Source organism: Candidatus Thermoplasmatota archaeon (assembly GCA_035541015.1).
Lineage (GTDB): Archaea > Thermoplasmatota > SW-10-69-26 > JACQPN01 > JAIVGT01 > DATLFM01.
In genome coordinates, this window is record DATLFM010000071.1 from 1 (window position 1) to 16,119 (window position 16,119).

General features: G+C 71.2%; 19 protein-coding genes. 8 read left to right on the top strand and 11 right to left on the bottom strand.

The window, feature by feature from the left end:
• Nucleotides 1-129 precede the first annotated feature (129 nt).
• The 3 genes from VM681_06270 to VM681_06280 are packed head-to-tail and all read right to left on the bottom strand — an operon-like array spanning nucleotide 130 to nucleotide 2,046.
• On the bottom strand, nucleotides 130-828 hold the full coding sequence (locus VM681_06270) for an ABC transporter ATP-binding protein (protein ID HVL87594.1): 699 nt from the start codon (nucleotides 826-828) through the stop codon (nucleotides 130-132).
• 37 nt (nucleotides 829-865) lie between these two features.
• Nucleotides 866-1,576 (bottom strand): 7-cyano-7-deazaguanine synthase QueC, encoded by a 711-nt coding sequence (gene queC / locus VM681_06275; protein HVL87595.1) that lies wholly within the window; start codon nucleotides 1,574-1,576, stop codon nucleotides 866-868.
• On the bottom strand, nucleotides 1,573-2,046 hold the full coding sequence (locus VM681_06280; GenBank protein HVL87596.1) for a 6-pyruvoyl tetrahydropterin synthase family protein: 474 nt from the start codon (nucleotides 2,044-2,046) through the stop codon (nucleotides 1,573-1,575). The genes queC and VM681_06280 overlap by 4 nt, the downstream gene beginning before the upstream one ends.
• Nucleotides 2,047-2,154: 108 nt before the next feature.
• Between VM681_06280 and mptA the strand changes: the two genes are divergently transcribed.
• Nucleotides 2,155-3,057 carry a GTP cyclohydrolase MptA gene (gene mptA, locus VM681_06285; GenBank protein ID HVL87597.1) on the top strand — a complete coding sequence of 301 codons (903 nt, stop codon included), beginning with the start codon at nucleotides 2,155-2,157 and terminating at the stop codon, nucleotides 3,055-3,057.
• Here the strand turns inward: mptA and tgtA are convergent.
• A complete protein-coding gene (gene tgtA, locus VM681_06290; GenBank protein ID HVL87598.1) occupies nucleotides 3,054-4,967 on the bottom strand; it encodes a tRNA guanosine(15) transglycosylase TgtA in 1,914 nt (637 codons plus the stop codon). The two genes, mptA and tgtA, sit on opposite strands and share 4 nt — an antisense overlap.
• A gap of 83 nt (nucleotides 4,968-5,050) precedes the next feature.
• Between tgtA and VM681_06295 the strand changes: the two genes are divergently transcribed.
• Nucleotides 5,051-5,425 (top strand): hypothetical protein, encoded by a 375-nt coding sequence (locus VM681_06295; protein ID HVL87599.1) that lies wholly within the window; start codon nucleotides 5,051-5,053, stop codon nucleotides 5,423-5,425.
• A 12-nt stretch (nucleotides 5,426-5,437) separates the two neighbouring features.
• On the opposite strand, the gene nadA is transcribed toward VM681_06295, so the two are convergent.
• Together nadA and nadX are read right to left on the bottom strand one after the other, a co-directional pair.
• A complete protein-coding gene (nadA, locus tag VM681_06300; GenBank protein ID HVL87600.1) occupies nucleotides 5,438-6,397 on the bottom strand; it encodes a quinolinate synthase NadA in 960 nt (319 codons plus the stop codon).
• Nucleotides 6,394-7,164 carry an aspartate dehydrogenase gene (gene nadX / locus VM681_06305; GenBank protein HVL87601.1) on the bottom strand — a complete coding sequence of 257 codons (771 nt, stop codon included), beginning with the start codon at nucleotides 7,162-7,164 and terminating at the stop codon, nucleotides 6,394-6,396. The genes nadA and nadX overlap by 4 nt, the downstream gene beginning before the upstream one ends.
• Before the next feature lie 123 nt (nucleotides 7,165-7,287).
• Here nadX and VM681_06310 point away from each other — a divergent pair, with 123 nt between their 5' ends.
• The 3 genes from VM681_06310 to nadC are packed head-to-tail and all read left to right on the top strand — an operon-like array spanning nucleotide 7,288 to nucleotide 10,392.
• Nucleotides 7,288-8,763, top strand: coding sequence for a hypothetical protein (locus VM681_06310; GenBank protein HVL87602.1), 1,476 nt, complete (start codon nucleotides 7,288-7,290; stop codon nucleotides 8,761-8,763).
• 24 nt (nucleotides 8,764-8,787) lie between these two features.
• Nucleotides 8,788-9,492 carry a hypothetical protein gene (locus VM681_06315; GenBank protein HVL87603.1) on the top strand — a complete coding sequence of 235 codons (705 nt, stop codon included), beginning with the start codon at nucleotides 8,788-8,790 and terminating at the stop codon, nucleotides 9,490-9,492.
• Nucleotides 9,493-9,552: 60 nt separating this feature from the next.
• The gene (gene nadC / locus VM681_06320) at nucleotides 9,553-10,392 is read left to right on the top strand and encodes a carboxylating nicotinate-nucleotide diphosphorylase (GenBank protein HVL87604.1); all 840 of its coding nucleotides are present in this window, start codon (nucleotides 9,553-9,555) and stop codon (nucleotides 10,390-10,392) included.
• Here nadC and VM681_06325 read toward each other — a convergent pair.
• Nucleotides 10,334-10,873 (bottom strand): hypothetical protein, encoded by a 540-nt coding sequence (locus VM681_06325; protein HVL87605.1) that lies wholly within the window; start codon nucleotides 10,871-10,873, stop codon nucleotides 10,334-10,336. The genes nadC and VM681_06325 overlap by 59 nt on opposite strands.
• A 120-nt stretch (nucleotides 10,874-10,993) precedes the next feature.
• Here VM681_06325 and VM681_06330 point away from each other — a divergent pair, with 120 nt between their 5' ends.
• Entirely contained in the window at nucleotides 10,994-12,277 is a 1,284-nt protein-coding gene (locus VM681_06330) for a hypothetical protein (GenBank protein ID HVL87606.1), read from the top strand.
• Nucleotides 12,278-12,287: 10 nt separating this feature from the next.
• Here the strand turns inward: VM681_06330 and VM681_06335 are convergent, their stop codons facing one another.
• Nucleotides 12,288-12,782, bottom strand: a complete 495-nt coding sequence (locus tag VM681_06335; protein ID HVL87607.1) for a transcriptional regulator — start codon at nucleotides 12,780-12,782, stop codon at nucleotides 12,288-12,290.
• A gap of 87 nt (nucleotides 12,783-12,869) precedes the next feature.
• Complete coding sequence (locus VM681_06340; GenBank protein ID HVL87608.1) at nucleotides 12,870-13,139, bottom strand: hypothetical protein; 270 nt, start codon at nucleotides 13,137-13,139, stop codon at nucleotides 12,870-12,872.
• Between the two features lie 62 nt (nucleotides 13,140-13,201).
• On the opposite strand from VM681_06340, the gene VM681_06345 reads away from it, so the two are divergent.
• Nucleotides 13,202-13,552: a cupin domain-containing protein gene (locus VM681_06345; GenBank protein HVL87609.1), complete on the top strand. Its 351-nt coding sequence runs from the start codon at nucleotides 13,202-13,204 to the stop codon at nucleotides 13,550-13,552.
• A 42-nt stretch (nucleotides 13,553-13,594) separates the two neighbouring features.
• On the opposite strand, the gene VM681_06350 is transcribed toward VM681_06345, so the two are convergent.
• Nucleotides 13,595-14,644, bottom strand: a complete 1,050-nt coding sequence (locus tag VM681_06350) for an NUDIX domain-containing protein (GenBank protein HVL87610.1) — start codon at nucleotides 14,642-14,644, stop codon at nucleotides 13,595-13,597.
• Between the two features lie 50 nt (nucleotides 14,645-14,694).
• Here VM681_06350 and VM681_06355 point away from each other — a divergent pair, with 50 nt between their 5' ends.
• The gene (locus VM681_06355) at nucleotides 14,695-15,198 is read left to right on the top strand and encodes an SRPBCC family protein (GenBank protein ID HVL87611.1); all 504 of its coding nucleotides are present in this window, start codon (nucleotides 14,695-14,697) and stop codon (nucleotides 15,196-15,198) included.
• A gap of 3 nt (nucleotides 15,199-15,201) precedes the next feature.
• Here the strand turns inward: VM681_06355 and VM681_06360 are convergent, their stop codons facing one another.
• The gene (locus VM681_06360; GenBank protein HVL87612.1) at nucleotides 15,202-15,993 is read right to left on the bottom strand and encodes a PAC2 family protein; all 792 of its coding nucleotides are present in this window, start codon (nucleotides 15,991-15,993) and stop codon (nucleotides 15,202-15,204) included.
• Nucleotides 15,994-16,119: the final 126 nt, after the last annotated feature.

Here is a 16,119-nt window from a genome sequence, read left to right on the forward strand (position 1 = left end):
GCTGCGCGCCGGCTGCGGCGCGCGTTGCGGAGGCCCAGCCGCGCAACGTGCGGCTCGCGCGCGGCGACGAGCGCGACCGCCGCGAGCGCGGCCACCGCGGCGCCCACGGTGGCTTCCCAGAGCACGCCTCTAGCCTCCGGCCGGCCGCGCGTGCGAAAGGATCCGGCCGGATTCCATGGCGACCACCCGGTCGGCAAGCGAGGCGACCGACGCGTCGTGCGTCACGACGACAAGCGTCACGCCGCGCGCGCGCCGCGTCTTGGCCAGAAGCTCCAGGATCGAGCGTCCCGTGGCCGAATCGAGGTTGCCGGTGGGCTCGTCCGCAAAGACGATCTCCGGCCGGTGCACGATCGCCCGCGCGATGGCGACCCGCTGCTGCTCGCCGCCCGAAAGCTGCTTGGGCAGGTGATGCGCGCGGTGCGAAAGTCCCAGCTCGGAAAGCGTGGCGAGCGCTTCCGCACGCGCCTGCGTCTCCGCCTGGCCGGCGATGAGGAGGGGAAGCTCCACGTTCTCGACGGCCGAGAGGACCGGCAGGAGGTTGTAGGATTGGAACACGAAGCCGACCTTGCGGCCGCGAAGGCGCGTTCGCTCGTCGTCCGAGAGCGCGGCAAGATCGTGGCCGGAGAGGAGCGCGCGTCCCGACGTGGGCGCGTCGAGGCCCGAGAGGCAGTTGAGAAGGGTGGTCTTGCCGCATCCCGAAGGACCGGTCACGGCGACGAACTCGCCCGGCGCGACGGAGAGGCTCACGCCGCGAAGAACGGGGACCGGCGAGCCGGTCCCGTCGTAGGACTTCGAAAGGTTCTCGGCGACGACGGCCGGGGCGCGCATCGGGGCGACCATCCATTCCCCCGCTTAAAGGGTTGGGCTAGGTCCGCCCGCGCGCTCCGCCGGCAGCGACGGTCGGATCGTCCACGCCGGCCTCGGCGAATCCCTTGGCGCGCAGCAGGCAGGAGTCGCAACGGCCGCAGGGCCGCTCGCCGCCCTCGTAGCACGACCAGGTGATCTCGAAGGGAACGCCAAGCTCCCGGCCGCGGCGCACGATGTCGGCCTTCGAGAGCTGCAGCAGCGGCGCGAGCACGCGGATGGCGCGGCCCTCGTTGCCGGCGCGCGTGCCCAACGCGAGCGCGTCCTCGAAGGCCTTGAGGAAGCCCGGCCGGCAATCCGGATAGCCCGAATAGTCGATCGCGTTGGCGCCGATGTACACGGCGCCGGCTCCGATGGCCTCGGCGTACCCGGCCGCCACCGCCAGGAACACGATGTTGCGCGAGGGGACGTACGTGGAAGGGATGCCGGTGCCGATGTCGTCGGGTCCCCGGTTCTTGGGAACGGGGATGCGCGCGTCCGTGAGCGAGCTTCCCCCGATGGCGCCCAGGTCCACGCGCACGACCCGGTGGTCGAGGCAGCCAAGCGCCCGCGCGAGCGCCTGCGCGGCGGAGAGCTCGCGCGCGTGGCGCTGGCCGTAGTCGATCGTGAGCGCGGCAAGGCCAAACCCGTCCGCGCGCGCGATGGCCGCCGCGACGGCCGAGTCCATGCCGCCCGAAAGGAGGACCACGGCGCTCTTGGCGGGCGTCGTCACAGGACCCTCTCCGCCCAGGCGCCCTTGCCGTACCCCTCGTCCACGCCCGCCTCCACCCTGCGAAGGTTGGGCCGCCCGGCGAGCGCGCGGGCGAGCTCGCCGCAGACGTGGTCGGCCAGGTTCTCGGCGCTCACGTTTGCAAGCGGCAGGAGCTCGACGTCATCGCGTGGCAGCACGTAGCGCCGGGAGCCCACGAAGAAGGCGATCTCGTCGGCGCTCTCCTTGATCTCGATGCGCTCGTTGCGCGTGGGAAGAAGAAGGCGGTGGTCGAAGCGGTCGGCCAGGCCCTTCAGGATGGCGACCACCTCGTTGAAGTCCACGATGAACCCGTGGCCGACCGGCTCGCCGCCGATGACCGCGTGCATCGCGTACGTGTGGCCGTGCATGTGGCCGCACTGCTCGTGGCCGGGGATGAGGTGGCTTGCCGAGAACCGGATGCCCTTGCGCCAGCCGTCGATGCGCAGGTTCACGGGCGCAAAGACAGGATCGGCGCTTATCAGGGTTTCGGGGACCCCTCAGCGCGCGCCCCCGGGCAAACCCTTAAAACCGAGGGGCCTTTCGCAACGTTGGGCACGACCATGGCGGAACTTCCCGACGTCCAGTCGCTGCGCGCGCGCTACGAGTTCCCGCTCACGCGCGTGGGCGTCTCCGGCATCAAGAAGATCGTGCACGTCCGCCGCCCGGGCCACGCGCAGCCCTACACGCTCATCCCCGAGATCGCCGCGGCCGTGGACCTGCCCGCCCGCCAGCGGGGAAGCCACATGAGCCGCAACGTCGAGGCCATCAACGAGACGATCGAGCTCGTGGCGCGGGAGCCCGTGGGAAGCCTCGAGGAGTTCGCGCAGGTCGTGACCGAGAGCCTTCTCAAGCGCCACGAATACGCGACCATGGCCGAGATCGCCGCCGAGGCCGACTACTTCCTCGAGCGCAGGCTTCCCTCGGGCGTGAAGAGCATGGAGAACTACCGCCTGGTCGCCCGCGCGGTCGCCCGCCGCGACGGCGGCCTTCGACGCTCGATCGGCGTGGAGGTCCTTGGCGTGAACGCCTGCCCCTGCGCCATGGAGGCCACGCGCGAGATCCTGGGCGAAGGCTCGCCCGCCGTGGGGCCCTTCATCACACACAACCAGCGCAACAAGACCTTCCTCCTCGTCGACTGCGACGACGGGCACGGCGCCGGCGTGGAGGCAAACGACCTCATCGGCATCTGCGAGGACGCGCTCTCGGCCCCCACGTTCGAGTACCTCAAGCGCGGTGACGAGGCGCGCCTTGTGATCCGAGCGCACGAGAATCCACGCTTCGTCGAGGACGTCGTGCGCGAGATGCTGGCGGCCGTCGTCCGGCGCTACGGCGACCTTCCCGACGACACGGTCGTGACGGCCCGAAGCGAGGCGGAGGAATCCATCCACAAGCACAACGCGTTTGCCGAGCGCGTGACGACGATGCGCGAGCTTCGGAGCAACGGCCCCGGGAGCGGGGCCTAGGCCGATCCGACGCCCTCGCGCACCTTGACGCACATCCCGCGCTCGGCGTCGAGCATCTCCTCCCGGTTGAGAAGGCAGACGCCGTGGCCCAGCAGGCGGTCCCGCGCGTCGACGATCAGGCATTCGTCGAAGGGTCGAAGCTCCGGGTCGGCATCTTGGACGAAGCGGGCAAAGACGCTCTTTCCGTCGCGCACGAAGGGGATCGCGTCGTCCGTCACGGTCACACGAAGCGCCGGAGGCGCGACCGCGTGCAGGCGGCGCGCGCCGGGCAGTCGCAGGGTGGCAAGGCCGTCCTCCGCCCGGATCGAGAGGATGTGCTCGCCGTCGACAAGGACGTTCCGGATGCGTCCGTTGCGCGCTTTCACGAGATCCATCTTGCCGGCAAGGAGAGGGCCTGCGGCCTCGCGGCCGAATTGGTACTCGATCGTGGCGCGCACGCGCGCGGCGTCGAAGCCCTCGGTCCCGCCCTGCGCAAGCTCGGGTGGGACGGGAACGAGCGCCAGATCGTGCGACGAGGCGAACGCGTGGTTCCACGGGGCCGATTCCTCGCCCACGTCCTCGGGAAGCTCGACGGATTGCGAGAACGGCCAGATCTCGTCGGCTTCCAGCGGCACTGGCCCGAAGATGGACGGACACGCGAGCGCCAGGCCGCGCGAGCGCGCGGGGGCCCAATGCATTCCCCAGTGGGAGGAGAACGGCTTTCCGCGCGCGGGAAGGAGCGCCACCTCTTTCGCGCCGGGGAAGGTGAGGCGCTCCGAGAGCCGCCGCCGGGCGCGCAAGACGGAGGGGCGCCGGAGCGTCTCGCGCCCGGTGTACAGGAGCGCGGACGGGCGCGAAAGGGGCTCGAAGCGCTCCAGCCACTCCGCGTGTCCGGCGACGGCGCGCAGCGCGGAGAGGAGCGAGGGGTGCGCGCGGCTTCGCTCCTCCACGAGCTCCCACAGGCGGCCGCGCCGGATCGCCTCCCGGATGCGAGCGAGCTCCGCGGCGGCGGTGAGAAGGTTGTGCCGCGCGATGCGCGCTTCCCGCTGCGCGGCGGGCATGGCCCAAAGCTCCGCCGGGGTCGTCCCCGCGCAGGCCGCGCAGGCGCACGGAAGCTCCTCGAGATCCGCGAGGTGCACCGTGCCCCAGGACATCATGAGGCGGCCGTCGCGGGCAAACTTGCCGTAGCCGGCCGAGTCGAAGAGGTCGCAGCCAAGCAGCGCCGCCAGCGGGAACATCATCGGATGCCCCGCGCCAAAGAGGTGCACGGGGCGGCCGTGCCGCAGCCCGCGCTTGGCGGCAAGGATGGCTTCCGCAAGCTCCGCGTACCGCTGCTGCTCCATGAGGGGAACGACGCCCCCGATGGGGTGCACGACCGCGGGCAGGTCGCGGTACGCTCGCGCGCACGCTTCCCGGAGGTCCGGATGCACGGAGCCTTGGACCGGCATGGAAAGGCCCATGCCGCCGGCAAGGGGCACGGCCTCGCGCGCGCGCTCGACGGTTCCGTCCACGTCCGCGCGGGCTTGCGCGTGCGTGCGGTCGGGCGTGGAGAAGAGATCGAGGATCGTGCCCACGTCCACGCCGATGTCCCGTTGGAACTCGACGATTTCGCGATTGGTCACCTCGACGTCCCCGTAGACGTACATCTGGAACGTCCCGGAGTCGGTCATGACGGGACCGGGGAACCCAAGGAGCTTGTGCACGCCTTCCTGCCGCGCGCGCAAGGCAAGCTCGGGCTTCGAGCGGATCACGTAGGCGTTCGTGATGACCATGCCAAAGCCCATGCGGTGAAGCTCGGCCGGCTCGATCGTGCGGAGGTTTGGGTTCACGACGGGAAGCAGCGTCGGGGTGGTGACGGTCCCGTGCGCGGTGGAGAGGCGTCCGATTCGGGCCAGGCCGTCGCGGTCGCGCGTCTCGAAGGTGATGCCCACGCGGGGGAATCCGCTTCCAGGCTAAAGGCCGTCGGCCGATCCGACCGGAACTCTTAAGCGAACCTCCGAAAGTGCCCGCTTCGATGCTCGGAAGGATCGTAGTCGTCTTGGCGCTGTCCGTCGCCCTCTCGGGATGCCTTGCGGGCGGCTCCTCTTGCAACCAGGTGGGAAACGGCGTGCAATGCAGCTTCGGCGGCGCCGGGTCGGGCGAGGTCTCGACCACCTGGAGCAACGGCGGCACGAAGGCGAACGTGCACGTCCAGTTCGGCGGCGCGGGGTCGGCCACGATCACCGTCCGCGACGGGTCCGGCAACGTCGTCTTCAACCGCGACCTGTCGGGCACCGGCGGCCAGCAGACAAACGACGTGACGAGCACGGGCGCTCCGGGCACCTGGACGCTCAAGATCACCGCTCGCAACCTTGCCGGCGGGCTGCAAGTGCGGGCGACGAGCGCCTGAACGCGGGCGGCCTTACCCGATCGCGATCATCCGCTCGATGGCCTGCCGCGCGCGCTCGGCCACGGCCTTGTCCACGCGCACCTCGTGCACGCCTTCCTGCAGCGCGCGCTCGACCTTCGGCAGCGTGATTCGCTTCATATACTGGCATACCGCCTGCGGATTGAGCGGGACGAGCTCCTTCCCGGGCGCCTCCTTGCGCATGCGGTGGAGGATCCCGGTCTCGGTGGCGACGACGAAGCGGCGGGCGGGGCTTTCGCGGACTCGCCGCACCATGCCTTCGGTGCTGACGATGCGGCCGGCGGGGATGGCTCCGCTTTGCATGAGGAGCATCGCGTTTGTCACGCAGCCGCACTCGGGGTGGACGAGGAACTCCGCGTCCTCGTAGCCCTGGATGCGCGCGCGAAGCTCCGCCGGCGTCATGCCTGCGTGCACGTGGCACTCGCCCTGCCACACGCGCACGTTGTCGCGGCCCGTGGCGCGCTTCACCCACGTGCCGAGGAACATGTCGGGGGCAAAGAGGATCTCCTTGTCCTTCGGGATCGACTCGACGACCTTCACCGCGTTCGTGCTCGTGCAGCAGTAGTCGCTCTCGGCCTTCACGGCGGCCGTCGTGTTCACGTAGGTGACGACGACTGCCCCCGGGTGCTCGCGCTTCCAGGCGCGAAGCTCCTCGGCCGTGATCGTGGCCGCAAGCGAGCAGCCCGCTTCGAGGTCGGGCAGGAGGACGCGCTTGTCCGGGCAGAGCACGGCGGCCGTCTCGGCCATGAAGTGCACGCCGCAGAAGACGATCTCCCGCGCGCCCGTCCGCGCGGCCTCCTTGGAAAGGCCCAGCGAGTCGCCTACGAAGTCCGCGACGTCCTGCACCTCGGGCAACTGGTAGTTGTGGGCCAGGATGACGGCGTTTCGCTCGCGGGCGAGCGCGCGGACGCGCGCCTGCGTCGCGCCGACGTCCTGGACGGCCTCCGCCGTCAGGTTCCCACCTTCAGCGGGTCGGAGAAGGACCGCAGCATCTCGATGGCGGAGAGGTACGCGAGGCGGCTTGTGGCCGGATTCTCGGGGGAGGGCTCGTTCTCGGTGCGAACGACCAGGCGGCCGAAGTCGCCTTCGACGATAAGCTCGTGCACGTTGCGGGCAAGCGCCGGGTCGGAGACGACGCGCACGAGCGTGCGCTCGGAGCCGATGCCGGCCAGCGAGACCGAGGCGGCCACGTTCACGTTGCGGGGGAACTTCGCCACGGCGTCGTTGGCGCTGCCCTCGAAGAGCACCTTGCGGGCCGATCCCTTGGGAAGGCCAAGGGCCTCCGGGGGCTTGGACGTCGTGAGCTCGACGCGCGTCGCGCGGGCGCGAACGGCCTTCAGCGCGTCCAGGCCCGCGATTGCGCCGCTGGGGACCCAGACGTCCGCATGCCGCTGGCGCGCCAGGCGCTCGACCTCGTGCAGGAACTTGGGGTCGCTCAAGGCGCCGACCGAGAGGATCATGAGATCGCGCCCGGCGTCGAGGATGCGCGGCCCGTAGCGGACGACCGCCTCCTGGCTTGCCGCCTCGACGACGAGGTCGACCAGGCGCAGGGCCTCGTCCACGTCGTCCACGACCCGAGCCCGGATGAGCTGCCCCGCCAGCCGCTCGGCACGCTCGCGGTGGCCGTCGAACAGGTAGATCCTTCCGATGCCTGGAACGGCCTCGGCCGCCCGCGCGAGCTCCGCGCCAATGGCGCCGCAGCCCAGGATCAGGAGGTCCATGGTCGAAACGTACTAGGGGGGCCAAGATAAGGGTTGTGGCGGCGGTCGAATGGGTACGGGCGCTCCAAAAACCTGACAACAACCCTTAAGAACTTGCAGGCCGAGCGGCAGAACGGGAGAGCTATGGTTCCGGGGAGCACGCCTTGGCCACTTGCGGCGCTTGCCTGCGCGCTCGCGCTGATCCCGGCCGCCTCTGCCGGCACCGTGCTCGAAGCCGAATTCTTCGTGGAGGGAGGACGTGCGGGCGGGACCGTTGTTGTCCTCGAGGACCGCGGGATCGAGCGCAAAGCTCGGTTGCCCGCGGCCAGCGTCGAGTCCACGACCGTTTCCTTCGATCCTTCCGAGCTCTCGCTCCCGGCGATGCACGCTTCGGTCCCCGTGGGGGAGCTGCTCGCAGGTCCGCTGCGCGCTGCGGCTGCGGAGCTTGGAGAACGTCCCGCGGTGACGGCGCCCGACTGCGGATTCCTCTCCGGCGACGACGGATTGTGCCGCCCCGCGAATCCGGCCTTCTCCGGCGGACCCAACGGCGGGGGCTCATTCGTCTACGAGCTGTGCAGCGGTGGCGGTTGCCCCGCCGTCTCCTGCAGCGCATATGGACGCAACTGCTACCTTTCCATCGACCCGTGGGGCGCCGCGGCCAACCTTCTCGTGCTGCTTGCGGGCCACGTGGAGCAGAAGGTGCCGACCGCCACTTTCCAAGCGCATGCGGACATGGCAGCAAGGCACCTGGAGCCGTTGACGGTGACGGTGGGCGTTCCCGAGTTCCCATCCCTGCTTGGAGTCCGCGCCACCACGCCGGCTCTGGCGGTTACGATTCCGGCGAGCCTCCGCATCGAGGAGTCGGTGACGCTGGCCGACTCCCCCACGGCCGCGATGCCGGTCGCGCGGGCCACGGTGCCCGGCAGCGCCAGCGCGCCAAGCAAGAGCGCCGGCCACGGCTTGCATCCATCCGTGCTGCAATCGGGCCGCGCGCTTCCGGCCGACATGGACGCCGCGGTTCGAACGGAGTCCCTCGCGCCCGCGCAGGCGGGCGCTTCCACGGCCGCCTCCGGAGCCGTAGCGCCGGCCGCGGAGGACGAGGTTCCGCTCCTCGTCGTCGTCGGCGCCGTGGCCGCCGCCCTGCTCCTTGGTCTCTATCATCGCATCCACGCCGCGCGCGCCCTCGACCACTCGGCGCGCGCTGCCATCCACCGCAGGCTCGCGGGACGGCACGTCGTGGTGGCCAACCAGCTCGCGCGCGAGCTCGGGGTCAACCGAACCACGGTCGTCTTCCATCTTCGCACCATGCAACGCGAGGGTCTCGTCCGGCCGATCCGGCGGGGCCGCGCCGTCGCCTGGGTCCCCGCCTATGGCGGGACGCCAACGATCGGCAACGCGGACGTTTCTCCCACAGCTCGACGCGTTCGGCAGGCCGTGGAGGCGGAGCCTGACGGATGCCTGGCCGACTACGCGCGCACGCTTGGCCTGAGCGTCTCCCATGCGCACTACCACTTGCGTCGGCTCGTTGCCTCGGGCGAGCTCGCCGAGCGCGTCGAAGCCGGGCGGCGCCGGTACGCCCCCTGCCAGGCGCACCTCCAAGGAAGCGCGCAGTCGGCTTAAGACGCCGGGTTGCAAGTCCGCGTCATGCGCCCGCTAGGCTGGACGTCCTTCGCTTGCCTGATCGCGATCATCCTGCCGCTTCCCGCCGCCGCCGTCGTGCCCTGGTGGGTGGACGAGCCCGTCGAAGACATTGCCGTCTGCACGGGCGCGCGGTTTTGCGACAACTTCCGCCAAGGGTTCCGGCCGGTCTGGTCGGAGGCCGACGGGGCCAGCATCGAGGACGACCGGCTCGTTTTGCGCGCCGGGTTCTGGTATGCGAACCTCGCGTCGCGAGCCGACCTTCCGATCGGCGACGGGATCTTCGAAATGCTTTGGAACCCGTGGACGGTGCGCGAAGAGTGGAAGCAGTTCTACGTTTCCTTCCGCTACGATCCCAACCGGCACTGGACGACCTGGCACCGCGTGGAGCTTCGGGTGGACAGCAACGATCTGTGCTACCAGTCGGGCACCGGGGGGACCTGCGCGCCCTTCGTCTGGCTGCCCATCGACTATCACGTCCGGATCGTCCACGCGAGTGGGCGCGTGCTCGTTTTCGTGGACGGCGCCTTGCTGCTGAAGAGCACGTACCCGGCCGGCGAGCCCGCCACGCGCCTGCTGCTGACGGCCGCCGACGACGGGCAAGGCCAGCGCGTGGACTGGGTCGGCCACCGGCCCTTTTCCGGACCCGGCGGGATGGACCTCGTGGACCCGGAGGAACTGCGGCTGCCGTACCTGAAGATCCGGAAATAGGGCCCGCCGCGCGTTGCGGCGGGGCACATCCTTTTATGCCGGGGGCAAATCGGCTTGCGGATGGCCGACGCCCTCCGGCGTTTCCTGGACGAGGACCTGGGGCAGGGCGACCTCACCTCCCAGGCCGTCGTCCGCGGCGAGAGCGCGAAGGCCGTCGTCTTCCCGCGCGAGGCGTGCGTGCTGGCCGGCGGCGAAGAAGCTGCCGCGGTCTTCGCGCACCTCGGACTCAAGGTCGCGCGACCCGTCGCCGACGGCGACCGCGTGCCGCCGCGCGCCACAGTCCTTGCGATCGAGGGCGACGCGGCCGCGATCCTCTCCGGCGAGCGCGTGGCGCTGAACCTGCTGATGCGGCTCTCCGGCATCGCCACGGCCACGCGCCTTGTCGTCGAGCGCTGCCGCACCACGAACCCGAAGATCGAGGTCGCGGCCACGCGCAAGACGACCCCCGGTCTCCGGGAGCTCGAGAAGAAGGCCGTCGTCCTGGGCGGCGGGCATCCGCACCGCATGCGCCTGGACGACGCCATCCTCGTGAAGGAGAATCACATCGAGGTCGCAGGCTCGGTGGAGGAGGCCGTCCGCCGCGTGCGGGAACGGTTCCCCGACCGGCCCTTCCAGGTGGAGGCCCGCTCCCGCGAGGAGGCGCTTGCGGCCGTTTCCGCCGGCGCGCGGGCGCTTCTTCTCGACAACTTCGACCCCACCGCGCTCGCGGCGGTGGCCAAGGAGATCCGCGCGCGCCACCCCGACGTGTTCCTGGAGGCCTCCGGCGGCGTCGACCCCGACGAGGCACAACGCTACGCGCGGCACGTCGACCGCGTTTCGCTGGGGCGGCTCACCCACAGCGTCACGGCGATCGACTTCGCCCTCGACCTCGCCGACGTGCGAAGAGCGCCGCGCCCATGACGGCGGCGGCAAGCCACGCCGCCTCCCAGGCGGGGGTCCGCGGCGGAGGCGGGGGATTCGAATCGTCCGTCTGCACGCCCGAGCCGGCGCAAAGGCCACCGGGCGACGAGCTCGCGCACTCGAAGTCGCCCACGATCGTGACGTTGATCTGCGTCGGCGCCGAGCCCGGCGGCGAGAGCCAGTACATCGAAAACAGGCCCGAAGCTCGGGCCGCGAACCAAGAGGTGAAGTTCGTGCCCGTGTGGTTCGCGTGGCGGACGACGTCGGTCTCGTTGTGCGAATGAAGGTCGAACGCGATGACGGCGGGCGTGGATCGCCACGCGTACGAAATCATGGCGTGGGCGTCCATCCGAAGGTCGATCTCGGCCCACTCGCCGGGGGCAAGCGCAACGCCGGTCTGCAGAACGTCGCCGCCGCCGTGCGCCCACGCGGGCGCGGACAAGGCCGAGAGCGCGGCGAGCAGGATCGCGAAACGAGGCACGGCGGCGCGACTGCCGCAACGGCCCATAAGGCTTCGGGATTGGGCTCCGGGCTTTTCGCCGCGCGTCGGTTCGAGGCTTGCACCGTACCCTATTTAAGGCGGGCGGGCGAAGTCCTGCCCGTGGTTCGCATGCGGCTGCTCTCCGTTCTCGTGATCGCCGCGTTTTTGGCCGGCGCGATGGCGCAGGCTCACCCCGGTCATCCGCCCGCCGAGCACCGCGCCGCCGGCGAGGAGCGGAGCGAGGAGCGCTCGCTTGCCGCCCGCGAGAGCGCGCAGGAGCGCCGCGAGTTCCAGGAATCCCAGCGAAGCGCGCGCGAAGCCTGCGCGGACGACCCGCAAAACCGGTCCGGATGCATGCAGGAGGTCCGCGACCGGCAGCGCGCCTACGACGAGGCCCGACGCGCGGAGCACGCGCAGGCCGTCGAAGGCGCCGGGCGCGCCGCGCGCATGGGCCACTTCGAGACCGACGGCGATCTCGTCGCCGGCCGGCACGTCTCCTTCGTCCTCGACGCGGAAAACGGCACGCTGCGCGACCTTGCCGTGTCGGGCGCGCTCGTTGCCGAGGCCGTAACGGTCGCCGACGCGGGCGCGTTCGTCGCGACGCGCCTCCACGGAGGCGCGCTTGCGCTCGAATGGCAAAACGCCACCGTCCACGCGCACGACAATCCCGCGCTTGCGCTCCGCATCCGCGCCGACGCCGGCGGGCGCATCGCGTTTGCCGAGGGCCTCAACCTCACCGAAGAGAACGGGACCGTCCTCGCGGAGGGCCCCGGCCTTCGCGCCACGCTTGCGGCCGCGAACGCGACGATCGAGGGCAACGCGGTCGCCTTCGACGCGCGCGCCCACCTCGTCGTGCACGCGCGCAACCCGCTCCTCCCGGAGGCGGCGAACCTCCACCGCGAGGAGATCGAGCGCGCCAAGGGCAAAGGAAAAGTCGGCGCCGAGATCACCGTCCTTGGCGGCGACGCGGTCGACGTCGCGGTCCTCGAGGACGTGACGCTCGCGTTCGACCGCCGCGCGGACGCGCTGCGCTTTGTCGTGGGCGCAAGCGGCATCCCGGGCCAAACCTTCGTGATCAACGTCGACCGCGCGGTCCTGCGCGCCGACGACCTGAGCCTTCGGTACTTCGACGAGGTCGGGGGCGAGTTCGTCGAGGTCCCCATCGTCCAGGCCCAAGGCGGCCTCGCCGACTGCCTGGACGCGACCGACGACAGCACGCCCGAGTACTGCGTCGTCAGGGGACCCGACGGATGGCAGGTCCTCGTGTCGGTGAACCACTGGAGCGTCCACGCCATCGAGATCGCCGGGGTGGCCGTCCCTGCGCCCCCAAGCGCGCTCGCGGGCCTGGTCGGCGCGTTTGCGCTCTCCGGCGTCGCGGCCTACGTCCTCTTCCGCCGCCGCTGACGCCCTGCCTTCATCCGCGCTCGCCGGGGGGCGGCTCCTCCTCTCCGCCCTCCGGCGGCGCAAGCTCCAACCACGCCTCCGCGAACCGGTCCACCACGTCGTCGACGAAGCTCGCCTTGTACCGCACGAGCACGCTTGCCACAAGATCGGGCTCGACGACCAAGTAGCGGTTCTCGCGCCCGTCGCGCCGCTGCGCCACGACGCCCGCCTCAAGCAGGCGCCTCAGGTGGAACGACAGCGTGGACGCGCCCACGCCGGCGTGCGGCAGGATCTCCCCGTGGCTTGCGTCCGGATGCAGCAGGAGATGCGCCACGACGCGCCGCGGAACGGCGTGCCGCAGCACCGCCATCACGTCCTTCTCGCGGCGGCCCAGCTGGTGCGCCACGTAGTACCGCGTGAAGTGCCCGTCGTCGCGCACCGACAGGAGGCCCAGCTTCACCATGCGGTCGAGGTGGTACGACAGCGTGCCGCCGGCCAGGGCAAGCTCCCGCTGGATGGAACGCATGTGATCGCCCGGATGCGCAGCGACGTGATCGAAGATGCGGCGGCGCGTCTCGAGCTCGAGCGCCTCGGCGGGATCCTGGATCCCCGCTCACCTCTTGGCGATCGAAAGATACAAAAGGCCCAGCACGGCGAAATCGAGGCCGGAGACGGCAAGATCGGGCGCGAGCTCCACGATCGCGCGGTAGCTCGACAGCGCGCCCTTGGCGGCAAGCACCACGAACGCGGCCGTGACGAAGGCCAGGCGCTGCGAGCGCAAGCGGCGCCACGACAGCGCCCCCACGACCGCAAGAAGCACGGAGAAGGCCAGCACCGAGACCGAGAGCAACGTGGCCACGTTGAGAAGCGTCGCGTCGACCATGCAAACCCGTGCCACCGAGCGCCCCCGAAACCTTGAAACCGACGCCTCCCGATGGAACGGACATGCCCGCCGCCTCCGCCGACGAGGTCCTCTGGACGCCGCTGTCTTCCGCGCGCGGCGCGTTCTTCCGAGTCCTCCACCAGACGAGGCGAAGCCAGACCGCCGTCATGACGGTCGCGCCCGGCGAGGAGGCCGGCCCGCCCGAGACCCACGAGGCGGACCAGATCTTCCACGTGGTCGAGGGCGAGGCGCTCGTTCGCATCTGGGCCGACGGGCGCGAGCGGACGCCGTTGGAACGCCGCGCGCCCCCGGGCACGCTCTTTGTCGTCCCCGCCGGCGTGCAACATTGGGTGAAAAGCGTGGGGCGGGAACCGCTCTTCTTCCTCACCGTCTACGCGCCGCCCGAATACTGAACCGGCGCCGCCGATGTATACACACGTATACGCATGTATGCATCATTCGAGGAGCGGCCGGTGGAACGCCACGAGCGGAACGCGCGCGAGCTCGCGCTTGCGGAACCATCGCCCCGCGGCCGCGCTCGCCTCGCGCGCTTCCACGTCCCACGCTTGCCAACGCCACCGGCGGTGCGTGAACTCGTGCACGCCGCGCGCCATGCACGCGCGCACTTGCCCTTCGATGCCCAGCGACGCAAGCAACGCGGCCGCCACGTCCGCGGCGCGCCGGCGGCCCGTCCGCGCGGCGCCCGGCATGGCCCATCGGCCCGCAAGGAGGCCCGGCCCGCGGCGAACGAGCAGGACGCGGTCGCCCGCGCCGATGCGCAGGAATACCATGTCCTGCGTCGGGCGCGCGGCTCTTCGCCTCCGTCGCGGGTAGCGCTCGGCGTCCCCGGTCGCTCGCACGCGGCAGGCCCGCGCGAGCGGGCAGGCGCCGCACGCGGGCGCGCGCGGCGTGCACACGGTTGCGCCAAGGTCCATGAACGCTTGCGCAAGCGCGCCGGGTTGGCCGTGCGCGAGGATCGCGCGGAGGCGCTCTTCGAGGCGGGCGCGCGCGGCGGGCACGCGCGGGTCGTCTCCCACGGCGTCGAGCCGGCAGAGCACGCGCTCGAGGTTGCCGTCGACGGGCGGCTCGGGGCGGTCGAAGGCGATGGCGGCGACGGCGGCGGCCGTGTAGCGGCCCACGCCCGGCAGCGCGCGGAGGCCCTCGACGGTGCGCGGGAAGCCGTCGCGCGCGATGCGCGCGGCGGCCGCGCGAAGCGCGCGGGCGCGCCGGTAGTAGCCGAGGCCTTCCCATTCCCGCGCGACCTCGTCTTCGCTTGCGGCCGCCAGGCGCGCGGGGGTGGGGTAGCGCGCGAAGAACCGCGCGTAGCGGGGAAGGACGGTGGCGACGCGCGTCTGCTGGAGCATGACCTCGGAGACGAGGATGGCCCACGGGTCGCGCGTGCGGCGCCACGGGAGGTCGCGCGCGGATCGCGCGTACCATCGCAAAAGGGCGCGCGCAAGCGGTGCGGGCGCGGCCTCGGGCGGCGGCGCGGAGCGCGGGGGCACGGCCCCGGATGCCCGAAAACCGTATATGCGCCCTTCGGGTTTGCCCGCCCATGGGCACGCTCGGGAAGCTGATGGCCAAGCAGAAGGACGATCTCACGGTGGTGGGCGTCGTTCCGGGCAAGCCCGTGGACGTTTATCCGGAGCTTCTCGACTTCGAGCGCTGGCCGGCGTGGTTCTCCGGCGTCGCGTCGGTCGAGGTGCTCGAGCGCAAATCCGAGGGGGTGGGGACGCGCCTGCGCGTGCGGTTCGACGACGGCCACCACGCCGAGTTCACGCTCTCCTACGCCGTCGAGCCCAGCGTGTTCAGCTTGAGCCTCGTCACGGGCGCGCAGAACCGCCTCGGCGGCATCGCGACGCTCCTGTTCGACGTCGCGCTCAACCACCACCCGCGGGACCACCCGGAGTCGCGCGAGACGGAGGTCCGCATCCGCGCCATGTGGTCGTTCCCCAAGGAGGTCAAGCTCTCGATGTTCCAGCGCTGGCCCGCGCGCACGCTGCGAAGGTCCTTCGCGCAGGCGCTTTCGAACCTCGCCGCCAAGCGCCGCGGCGCTTGATCCTCACCCGTACATCGGCATCGCGTCCCGCAGCGCGGGCGCAGAGAGGCGTTCGAGCTCGCGCTGCGCGGATTCCTGAAGGCTGCGGACCCGGGATTCGACGTCGGCCACCTCGCGCTCCAGGCGCGCGAAGTCGAGCGGCAGGCCGCCCAGGATCTCCGAGACGGCCTGCGTGAGGGCGGGGACGGAGCGCGCGTCGTCGAGCGGCTCGCGAAGCTCGGCGAAGAGGCCGACGACCTCGGCGCCCGCGAACCGGCTCTCGGTGAGCAGCACGGCCGGGATGCCGGAGAGGAGGCCTTCGCGGACCTCCTGAAGGCCGGCCGACATCGCGCGCTCGCGGGCCTCCGAGCCGCGCGCGGCAAACCACAATGGCGGAGGTCCTCCGTCGGCGCTCGGATCGGCGTGGCCGGCAAGCGCGTCGATCGCGACGATCGCGCGCATGCGTCGATCCACGGACCAGTCGAGGAGGGCGTGCGCGACCGCTCGGCAGACCGCGGCGGGGAGCGGGATCTCGCTCCGGGCGACGGCGACGCGATCGTCCACGCTCGCGTGGATGCGAAGCGGGAAGCGCGGGCGCCCGTCGTGCACGAGGGCCACAGGCGGGAACCCCTCCGAGTCGACGACGGCGATCTGGTCCATGCGCAGGCTGTCGAGCAGGAAGTCCGTGACGACCGAGTTGCCCATGCCGACGTGGGGCACGCTCACGACAAGCGTGCATCCGGTGAGGTCCGGCCGCTTGTACTCGCGCACGGCGACCGGCAACGTGGCGGGCGGGCGTGCGGAGTTCGGTGGCATGCCGGAGGTTGGCGCGCGGCGTCGGTTTGTGCTTGGGGGGACGAACGTGGCGGATCGGCCCCCTGCGCGGCCCCCGATCAAACGGCCGGGCGGGGGAACTGTCACCCGATACCTCGAATTGTCACC